The sequence below is a fragment of the uncultured Agrococcus sp. genome (assembly GCF_945915485.1).
In the GTDB taxonomy this organism is placed as follows: Bacteria; Actinomycetota; Actinomycetes; order Actinomycetales; family Microbacteriaceae; genus Agrococcus.
Genome location: NZ_CAMEFJ010000094.1, coordinates 1 through 8,832 on the forward strand (window position 1 = coordinate 1; position 8,832 = coordinate 8,832).

The following is an 8,832-nucleotide window of genomic DNA, read 5'->3' on the forward strand; positions in this document are numbered from 1 at the left end:
CGGGACCTCTGACATGAGCGCGCTTCTGCGCATGCATGGAAGAAGGGGCACCCGCGAACCGGTCGCGGGCGCCCCTTCAGAGCAGCGAGCGCTTAGGCGCCCGCTCGCTTGCTCAACCGGGAGCGCAAGACCAGGGCACCGCCGAGCGCGAGCAGCGCAGCGATACCGGCTGCGAGCCCGTTGAACGCGACACCCGTGGACGGGAGGCTACCGTCGGAGCCCTCAGCCGCCGGCCAGGCAATCTCGACGATGTCGCTCGAGTTACCCGCGACGTCGAAGGCTCGAAGTTCAACCTGCTCTGCTGCATCCGATATCGGCAGAGTTGCAACGAGTGTTCCGGTCTCGTCGAACTCCGACTCGACGACTGTCCACTCGTCGCCGCTGCCGAGACGATACTCGACCCCGTCGAGACCGGAGGTGGCGTCAGCACCCTCGAGCAGCACCGCACCACGAGTTTCCGCATCGGGCGTCCCGGTAAGCGTCGGCTTCACCGTGTCGATACGGAACTCGTCCGACACCACTTCGGACGCATTGCCGAGATCATCGGTGGCTCGCGCGTGCACAGCATGTATTCCCTCTTCGCTCAGCTCCACAGCCTCTTCGTAAGGGAGCCACGCTTCGCCGTCCAAGGAGTATTCGACTGCAGGAGCGCTGTCGACGTCGTCCGTCGCGGCAATACTCACTCGGACGGGCGCGGTCGTGTGCCAACCGGATGCGCCGGCCTCGGCGTCGACCGAAAGCGACACGACGGGTGCCGTGTCGTCCAACTGCAGCTCAAGCGATACCTCGCCCGGCCCCTCGAAGGCCACGCCGAGCTCGATCGCTCGCGCTCCGTTCTCGGCCATTGCAGCGAAGTCGCACGTGGTGTTCGGAGCGTGCGTGCGCAGCGTTCCGTCGCCCGTAACCGTGCCCGCATCACGCCATCCCTCATCGCCTTGGCAGCTCATCGCCACCTGAGCGTCGGCCGCCGGCGCACCGTTTTCATCGATGACTGCAACATCGACGTCGTGCAGCCCCGCTCGGAATGCCGCCCCGCCGACGACCTGCGCAGAAATGCCCATCCGCTCGTGGGAGACGAACTCGAGGGTGTCCGTCGTCTGGTGGTAGGTGGGCTCGAGAACGATGTTGGTGCCGCCCGCCCAGAACATCCAGCTGAAGACCGCTGCGTCGATGCCGACATCCCTGAACGACTGGTGATCGCTTCTACCGACCTGGCCGATCTGCAGATCGCCGTGGCCGGCGCCGCGCGAAGACTCGTCGGCGTAGAACAGCACTTCGTTCTCTTCCGCCGTGTCACCGTCGACGGTCAGCGCCCAGAATCCGAACGGCTGACCGGGGTTGCCTTCGTAGCTGGTGCCCGCCATATCCATGTTCCAGGCACCGATCGTACGTTCGATCTCTCCATCGGTGAGGGATTCCGCGTGATAGCGGGAGCCGACTATCCCGATCTCCTCCGCTCCCCATCCGCCGACGCGAATCTCGACGCCGAGCTCGTACTGACTGATGATGCGCGCGACTTCGAGCATGATGCTGACACCGGAACCGTTGTCGCTCGCCCCGGGGCTTCCCACGACCGAATCGATGTGCGCCCCGATGTACACGATCGGTGCGTCCTCTTCGCCTCCGGCTGCGGGCAGCACGCCGATGATGTTCGAGCTGTCGGCACGGGACTGCTCGGTCGTGATCGAGAGCGAAAGATCTCCGTCCTCGAGCAACGTGCGAATACGCTCTCCCTGGTTCGTCGCCGCTGCCACGACGACCATGTCCTGCAGCTGTTCGGGAAGATCGCCGGGGTTCGGCAACGATTCCGCGCCCGATGTCTGTACCAGCACGACGGCCTCGACTCCCGCGTCGCGAAGATCGGCAAGCAGCGCGTTCCTGTCGCTCGCCTCCTGCATCCAGTCGACGACGGCAATCAGACCACTGAGATCTCCGAAATCGCCACCGGCCTCCGCCGCACCCAGGTCGACAACAGCGGCGTCGACGGGGTTGTCCGCGCCCGTGAAGACTCCGTTGGCTGCAGGGCGGAACTGCCAGCTGGCGTATTCGTCGGTAAAGCGGTTCGGTTCCACGTTCGCGTACACCTGTTCACGGGCGTCGAACGTTTCGACTTCGGTCTCGAACCCGTACTCGTCGAGCAGTCCGCCGATGTAGTCGACCGCGGCGTCCTCCGCGTCGGTACCCGCTACGCGTGGGCCAATGTCCACGGAGAGTATCTCGTTATGAGCCCACACACTGTCGGGGTCGATCTGTTCCAAGAACTCCTGCCCGAAACCGGGCAGGAGTTCGCCACTCGTGATGGCGTCGAAGGCATCGCCGGCGGATGATTCCTGTGCCGTGGCCGCTGTCGGTATCACGATCAGCGGCAGGGCGAGTGCCGCCGCTCCTAGTGCGTAGAGTGAGCGCTTCGGCCGAAATCGCGCGCTCGAAGGGGGTTTTTGCGCAAGCATGAGTCTGTGTGTCCTCTCTGACAACAAAGATGGTGCGGCAGGGTGCCGAGTTCAGCGTATCCTCACACTCGCGTTCGAAACGAAGAAAACACTTCCGTCGCTGAGCGCCAGTCAGCGAAGAGCCGCAAGCAGCGCTGAGAACTCCTCCTCATCGGGGTCGATCAGCTGGTAGTGACTGCCGGGGAGGCGCACGATCTCGACGCGATCATCCTTCGCCGCATACGCCTCCGAATACGAGATCGGCACCTCGTCGTCGCGCTCTCCGTGCAGCAGCACGACTTCGCACGCCGGCACGGGCTGCTGCATCGGGTCGGCCGGGGCGACGGCTGCGGGATCGCTGCCCACGAATTCCAGCGCTGCTCCCCCGGACAAGCCGTCCCTCACGGCCGCAGCGAAGTCGAGCACGCCTGCAAGCGAAACAACCCGATCGACTTCTGATTCGGCACCGGCGGCGAGCAGCGCAAGGTGGCCTCCAGCAGAATGACCGGCGAGCGTCAAGCGCGCATCCTCGGCTCCCAAGAGCCCGCGAGCGCCACGCGCAAGCGAGCGGATGTCGTCGAGTGTTCCCGGCCATCCCCCTCCTTCGTCGCCGACGCGACGGTATTCGGGCAGCGCAACGAGATATCCCTTCTCAGCCAGGGCTGCTGCGAGCGGGCGAAGGTGCAAGCGGTCGTAACGATTCCGCCAGAATCCTCCGTGGATCAGCACGATCAGCGCACGCGCAGTGCCTTCCGGTTCATAGACGTCCACTCGGCCGGTCTCGCCCGGCGCGTATCGGATTTCACGGTCGGGCGAACGAGCGCCCCTATCAAGAATGTCGGTCATCGGGTCGACTTCGGTCTGGCCCGGTCAGGCGGCGCGAGCACGCAGACCCGCGGCGATCCGGTCGATCGCGGTCTCAACCTCCGCGAACGACGTCGACAGGGGCGAGAGCCCGAGTCGGATGCCCGACGGCGGCCTGAAATCCGGAATCACGCCATCGCGCCACAGCTCTTCTATGAGGTCGGAGAAGGCGGGATGATCGATCGTGACGTGACCGCCCCTGATGGTTTCGTCGCGTGGCGATGAGAGCTCGACCCCGAACCCTGCCAGGTGTCCGTCGTACAGAGCGATCGCGTATTCGGTGAGTGCGATCGTCTTAGCTCTGATCGCCTCGATGCCGGCTTCTTCTATGAGATCGAGCATGGTCTCCATACCGATCATGGCGTTCACAGGAGGGGTGCCTGAAACGAAACGTCTGATGCCGTGCGCGGGCTCGTATTCGGGGCCCATCGCGAATGAGTCGCGTACTCCCATCCAGCCCTGGATCGGCTGCTGCGCGGAAGGGATGTGCTCAGCCCTGACGTAGAGGAAGGCGGGCGAGCCCGGCCCGCCGTTCAGATACTTGTAGGTGCAGCCGGTTGCGAAGTCCACGCCCCACGTGTCGAGCTCGATCGGCAGAACGCCGACAGAGTGGCAGAGATCCCAGACCACGAGGCCACCCGCATCGTGCACGACACGCGTGATCTCTGGAATATCGGCGACGAAACCGGATCGGAACGCGACGTGGCTGAGCAGGACAACGGCCGTGCGGGGACCGACGGCGGCTTCGACATCTGCGACGCTGACGCCCGATCCGAGCGAAACGTCGATCCAGCGCAGGGTAGCGCCGGCATCCCGTGCAATGCCCTCGGCGACGTAGCGGTCGGTCGGGAAATTGCCCCGGTCGACGACGATCTCGTCGCGGTCTGGGCGAAGCGCAAGCGCGGCACGCACGACCTTGTACAGCGAGACGGTCGTCGAGTCCCCGACGATGGTCTGCCCGCCGGCAGCGCCGAGCGTGAGCGCTCCGATTCTGTCACCGAGCGTCAAAGGGGCGTCGTACCACCCTTCGTCCCAGCCGCGAATGAGGCGCCTCCCCCACTGCTGGTCGATGAACGATGCCCAGCGCTCGACTGCGGCGATCGTCGGTCTCCCGAGCGAATTGCCGTCCAGGTACGCGGGGATGCCGGGGTCGTCGTGGCCGACGAATCGCGTGCGGAACTCGGCGAGCGCATCCGCCGCGTCCAGCTCCTCAGCCGTGCGAGTGCCCGTCATCGGCCCACCTCCGTACGCACTTCGAACAGTTCCGGGAAGAAGGTGAGCTCGAGCGCCCTGCGCAGGAACTGCACGCCGCTCGATCCGCCCGTGCCGGTCTTGAAGCCGATCGTGCGCTGCACCGTCCGCATGTGCCTGAAGCGCCACTCCTGAAAGTTGTCCTCGAGGTCGACGAGTTCCTCGCACGCTTCGTAGGCATCCCAGTGCTCTCGCGCACTGTCGTAGATATCGCGGAAGAGCGCGACAAGTTCGGGGTCGCTCACGTGCGCTTTCGTCACGTCGCGCTCGAGGATGCGTTCGGGCACCGCGTATCCGCGTCTGGCCAGGTACCGCAGGAACTCGTCATACAGGCTCGGCGCATGCAGAGCATGCTCGAGCATCGCCTGCCACTCCGGCTCACCTTCGAAGACCCTGAGCATGCCCGCGTTCTTGTTGCCGAGCGCGAACTCGACGGCTCTGTACTGCGCGGATTGGAAACCGGATGCGTTCGCCAGCGAACCCCGGAACTGCGCGTATTCGTACGGCGTCAGGGTCGCCAAGACAGACCACTGCTCGATCATGGTCTTCTGGATGTGCTTCACACGCGCGATCTTCTTCATCGCGTCTCCGAGACTGTCGGCCGCGAGGCTGCTCATGGCTGCCTGCAGTTCGTGGAGCACGAGCTTGAGCCACAGCTCCGAAGTCTGATGCTGAATGATGAACAGCATCTCGTCGTGATGTTCCGGTTCGCTGAGCGGGTGCTGCGCTGTGAGGATTCGGTCGAGGTCCAGGTACGACCCGTACGTCATCTGCTCTCGTAGATCCGTGCGGATACCCGGTTCGATGTCCCGGGTATTCGATTCGTTGCCCATCCGTTTCGCCTCTCTGCGTTTCGCGCAGGTTCGCGCCACATCGAGTCTACGGTTCGCCGGCTCGAACGCATGCCTCGATCCGGCATTCGTCCAGGCTCCCCTCAGCCCGCTGTGCATGACTTGTGCAATGTCCTACCAACAACAACCACACGGTCGGCAGGATGGAAGCGGCTTGCCGAACCCGAACACCCAGAACCCGATGGGTCGGCCTCCGATAAGCGGGAACCCGATGAACATCGGCCACGTGCCGCCGAATCAGCCAGGACAGCCGGGGCAGCCGGGTCCGGCACGGCCGGCCGGAGTGCAGCCGGGCAGGGGAACGTTCTTCGCCTTCGTCGCAGTGCTGGTCATCGGCGGAGTCTGGTGGCTTATCGGTATCGGGCAGCCGATCGCGCTGGCCCTCGACACCTCTTACGAGATGCCGCTGTACCACCATCTCAGTTCGCTGGTTGGCTGGGCGTCACCGGCCACCGCCTTTCTGGTGTTCGCCCTAGTGACCTTCCCTTACCGGGCCGGTCATCTGGTGGCCCTCGCGATTGCGGTGCTGAATCTGTTCGGCTGGCTCCTGTCCACGGTAATGACCCTGTTCGACTTCGTCGACTTCGGCCTCTTCCTGCGTCTCTTCGAGCCGCTGCTGATTCTCGCTGCAGCCGGGCTTGCGCTGCCGGGGTGGGCCTGGGCGCGTTCCCACGGCAAGAGTCCTCTCAAACTGATCGCCGTCTGCATCGCAGGCGCCGTCGTACTGCTCTCCGGCCCTCTGAACGCGATCACCTCGATGCTCCAATCCGACTCCGGAGACGGCCTGTTCGGGATAGTGACAAGGGTCGGAACCCCTCTGCTGTACGGTCTGGCGACGGCCGCCATCGTGGTACTGGCTTCGCTGAACGCAGCCTGGAGCAGGTATGTCGCAGCGGGTGTGACCGCGGCCGTCTTCCTGGCCGAACTCGTAAGAAGCATCGCGTCGTTCTCGCACGAGTACAGCTCCGTCCTTGCCCCGTTCCTCCTGGTGAACGCGTTCGGCATGGCCGCGGGAGCTGCCGTTCTGGCCATCGCGGCCCTCCGCACCGGAAAGGATCGAAACGCTTCGCCTCCCGTCGCATCGCAGCCGCCGACGCAGCAGCCACCGCAGGTCGCCAATCCGTATGGATCCTGGAATCCGCCGCATCGATAGCGCTTGGCACTCGAGCATGGCGCAAGAAAACGGGCCGCACACCGAATCTCGATGCGCGGCCCGTGTCATCGGGTTATTCTGCGTCGTCAGCGAGCGGGTGGTGCGGGCAGAGCGCCAGCGCCGCGGTCACGGTCGTCTGCTCGTCTTCCGAGTCGCTGTCGAGGAGCCCTTCGAGCTCAGGATGCGCGCACACACCGTACAGCGGAACGATCGCTTCAGCGTCGTCCGGCTGGCCCAGCGCTTCCGCTGCGGCAGCCTGCTCTTCCGTCAGGTCCCCATCGGCAATCAGCTCACCCGTGCACTCGGCGATCGCGTCACCGGGCACTTCGAAGTCCCATGAGGTCTCGAAGTCGACGATCGGGAACTCCGCGCCGCCCTCGGTAACGCAGTTGATACCGACCGTCGTGGCACCTCCCTGAGCACCTTCCTCCTGCACTGCGTCGTCGGCCGGAGCATCGTCGCTGCTCGCACAGCCGGCGAGCGCCAGGCCAGCGATAGCGAGGCCTGCCAGCGTGGTCATAACTCTCTTTGTCTGCATGATTCTGAAATCACTCTCGTCTTTGATCTGGACATGGAAAATCGACCGACGCAGTCCGGGCAGCCATGCCCCGTTTCGCTCGGTCGACAGCCTTCTAGGCTACACGCCCTTAGCTGGGAACTTCCCGATTCCTTCTGTGCCGCTCACGCATCGCCAGCACGGGATACACGCCCCACGGCAGTGCGAACGCTGCGATCAGCAGGTACCACAGGCCGGGAGGTGCTGCACCGTTGATGGCCATCGTGCCGAGTGCCACCATGACCGCGCACGCCAGGCCGATTCCGACGGGTAGCTTGAGCCCTGGGGGAACAGCCATGCGAGGCGTTTCCGCCCACACCGTCAGCGCTGCTCCGCCGAAAGCGATGACGACGAGCACGATGATCCATGGGCTGTTCGTGATGTTCAGAATCGCCACGATTCCGCCGCTGTAGCCGACTGCGAACGCGAGCGTCCACGCGATCTTGCGAGCTAGCATCCTACGCCCTTCTGAACGCGGCAACCGACTCGAAGTGGTGCGTGTGCGGGAAGAGATCGAACGACTCCAGCGAGGTCAGCTCGTACCCGCGCTCCCGCAACAGGCCGGTGTCCCGTGCGAGCGCGACGGGGTCGCAGGCCACGTAGATCAATTGCCGCGGACCAAGCGCGGTGAGCGACTCGACGACCTGTTTTCCGGCACCGGATCGAGGGGGGTCCAAGACCACCGTGCCCGCCGCCAACCTTCGCAGTTCGTTCGGTGTTGCCGTGCGCCGGGTCTGCGCGAGGAACGATGCCACGGGCGCGGTAATCGCCTGCGCACCCACCCACTCGGCAAGATTCTCGGCCGCGTGATCGGTCGCCACCTCATCGCCTTCGACGCTGATCACTCTCGTCGTCGGCCCGAGCAGTTCGCCGAGCGTGGCGGCGAAGAGCCCCACACCTCCGTAGAGATCGAAGTTCGCAGCCTTCGGGTCGACGAGATCGGTATCGATGGCTCGACGCACCGCTGCCGTCAAAAGTGCGGGCGCTTCACGGTGCACCTGCCAGAACCCGGCGCGATCCAAGTGAAATGCGCGGTCGCCAGCGTATTCGACGATTGTCTGCGTCGGCCCTTCCGGCGCATCGCCTTCCGTCGCGATCACATCAACCGTGCCGTCACCGAGCTCCGCGTAGTCGACCCGGGACGCACCGACGAGGCGCTCCTCCAACAAGGCGTCTCGCTGGATTCCCTCGGTCGCTAGCGGCATACTCGTGACAGGGACGACAGTGTGCGTGCGCGCCGCGAACGGCCCCTGCCTCCCCGATTCACTGACCTGCAGGCGAACGCGCGTACGCCACGCGAGACCACCCCGCTCATCGTCGCCGGGAGCCGGCTGGACTTCGACGTCGGTCTCGACCCCGCCGAAGCGTTGCATTGCGTCCCGCAGCACCGTGGTCTTCAGGCCCCTCTGGACGGGCAGACGGATGTGACCGAACTCGGCACCCCCGGCACGCGAGTTCGCCGATCGCTCGACGCGAGCCTCGGGCCAGAAATGCTCGACGCGATCAGCGGATGCTTCGAGCACCTCGAGCGTCTCCGCGTGCGCGAACGATTTGGCGACTCGGCTCAGCTCGACCGCGACGCGCTCCCCCGGGAGAGCATCCGGCACGAAAACGACACCGTGTTCGGTGCGAGCGACGAAGAGACCGCCGTGCGCAACATTGTCGACCGTCACCTCCATACGGTCGCCGGGGTTCAGTGTCGTTCGCAGATCTCGTTTGGCCACCCGT

8 protein-coding genes are annotated in these 8,832 nt (G+C 64.9%); 1 reads left to right on the top strand and 7 read right to left on the bottom strand.

Annotated elements, in window-relative coordinates:
- Nucleotides 1-92: 92 nt before the first annotated feature.
- The 4 genes from Q0O95_RS11945 to kynA all read right to left on the bottom strand — a co-directional run bounded on the left by Q0O95_RS11945 (nucleotide 93) and on the right by kynA (nucleotide 5,377).
- Nucleotides 93-2,450, bottom strand: coding sequence for a M28 family peptidase (locus Q0O95_RS11945; protein WP_293698934.1), 2,358 nt, complete (start codon nucleotides 2,448-2,450; stop codon nucleotides 93-95).
- Nucleotides 2,451-2,561: 111 nt separating this feature from the next.
- The gene (locus Q0O95_RS11950) at nucleotides 2,562-3,275 is read right to left on the bottom strand and encodes an alpha/beta hydrolase (protein ID WP_293698937.1); all 714 of its coding nucleotides are present in this window, start codon (nucleotides 3,273-3,275) and stop codon (nucleotides 2,562-2,564) included.
- Nucleotides 3,276-3,299: 24 nt separating this feature from the next.
- The gene (locus tag Q0O95_RS11955) at nucleotides 3,300-4,526 is read right to left on the bottom strand and encodes an aminotransferase class V-fold PLP-dependent enzyme (protein ID WP_293698938.1); all 1,227 of its coding nucleotides are present in this window, start codon (nucleotides 4,524-4,526) and stop codon (nucleotides 3,300-3,302) included.
- Entirely contained in the window at nucleotides 4,523-5,377 is an 855-nt protein-coding gene (gene kynA, locus Q0O95_RS11960) for a tryptophan 2,3-dioxygenase (RefSeq protein WP_293698940.1), read from the bottom strand. Before kynA ends, Q0O95_RS11955 begins: the two co-directional genes overlap by 4 nt.
- Nucleotides 5,378-5,606: 229 nt before the next feature.
- On the opposite strand from kynA, the gene Q0O95_RS11965 reads away from it, so the two are divergent.
- Complete coding sequence (locus Q0O95_RS11965; protein WP_293698942.1) at nucleotides 5,607-6,548, top strand: hypothetical protein; 942 nt, start codon at nucleotides 5,607-5,609, stop codon at nucleotides 6,546-6,548.
- A 73-nt stretch (nucleotides 6,549-6,621) separates the two neighbouring features.
- Here the strand turns inward: Q0O95_RS11965 and Q0O95_RS11970 are convergent, their stop codons facing one another.
- From Q0O95_RS11970 to Q0O95_RS11980, 3 genes are all read right to left on the bottom strand, one after another.
- Nucleotides 6,622-7,068, bottom strand: coding sequence for a hypothetical protein (locus tag Q0O95_RS11970; protein WP_293698944.1), 447 nt, complete (start codon nucleotides 7,066-7,068; stop codon nucleotides 6,622-6,624).
- Between the two features lie 127 nt (nucleotides 7,069-7,195).
- Nucleotides 7,196-7,561 carry a hypothetical protein gene (locus Q0O95_RS11975; RefSeq protein ID WP_293698947.1) on the bottom strand — a complete coding sequence of 122 codons (366 nt, stop codon included), beginning with the start codon at nucleotides 7,559-7,561 and terminating at the stop codon, nucleotides 7,196-7,198.
- Between the two features lies 1 nt (nucleotide 7,562).
- Entirely contained in the window at nucleotides 7,563-8,828 is a 1,266-nt protein-coding gene (locus Q0O95_RS11980) for a TRAM domain-containing protein (RefSeq protein ID WP_366516490.1), read from the bottom strand.
- Nucleotides 8,829-8,832 lie beyond the last annotated feature (4 nt).

What these genes read in the sequence shown, in the direction of transcription:
- Q0O95_RS11945 (WP_293698934.1), bottom strand. Translation starts at nt 2,450, where the DNA reads ATGCTTGCGCAAAAACCCCCTTCGAGCGCGCGATTTCGGCCGAAGCGC.
- Q0O95_RS11965 (WP_293698942.1), top strand. Translation starts at nt 5,607, where the DNA reads ATGAACATCGGCCACGTGCCGCCGAATCAGCCAGGACAGCCGGGGCAG.
- Q0O95_RS11955 (WP_293698938.1), bottom strand. Translation starts at nt 4,526, where the DNA reads ATGACGGGCACTCGCACGGCTGAGGAGCTGGACGCGGCGGATGCGCTC.
- Q0O95_RS11950 (WP_293698937.1), bottom strand. Translation starts at nt 3,275, where the DNA reads ATGACCGACATTCTTGATAGGGGCGCTCGTTCGCCCGACCGTGAAATC.
- kynA (WP_293698940.1), bottom strand. Translation starts at nt 5,377, where the DNA reads ATGGGCAACGAATCGAATACCCGGGACATCGAACCGGGTATCCGCACG.
- Q0O95_RS11975 (WP_293698947.1), bottom strand. Translation starts at nt 7,561, where the DNA reads ATGCTAGCTCGCAAGATCGCGTGGACGCTCGCGTTCGCAGTCGGCTAC.
- Q0O95_RS11970 (WP_293698944.1), bottom strand. Translation starts at nt 7,068, where the DNA reads ATGACCACGCTGGCAGGCCTCGCTATCGCTGGCCTGGCGCTCGCCGGC.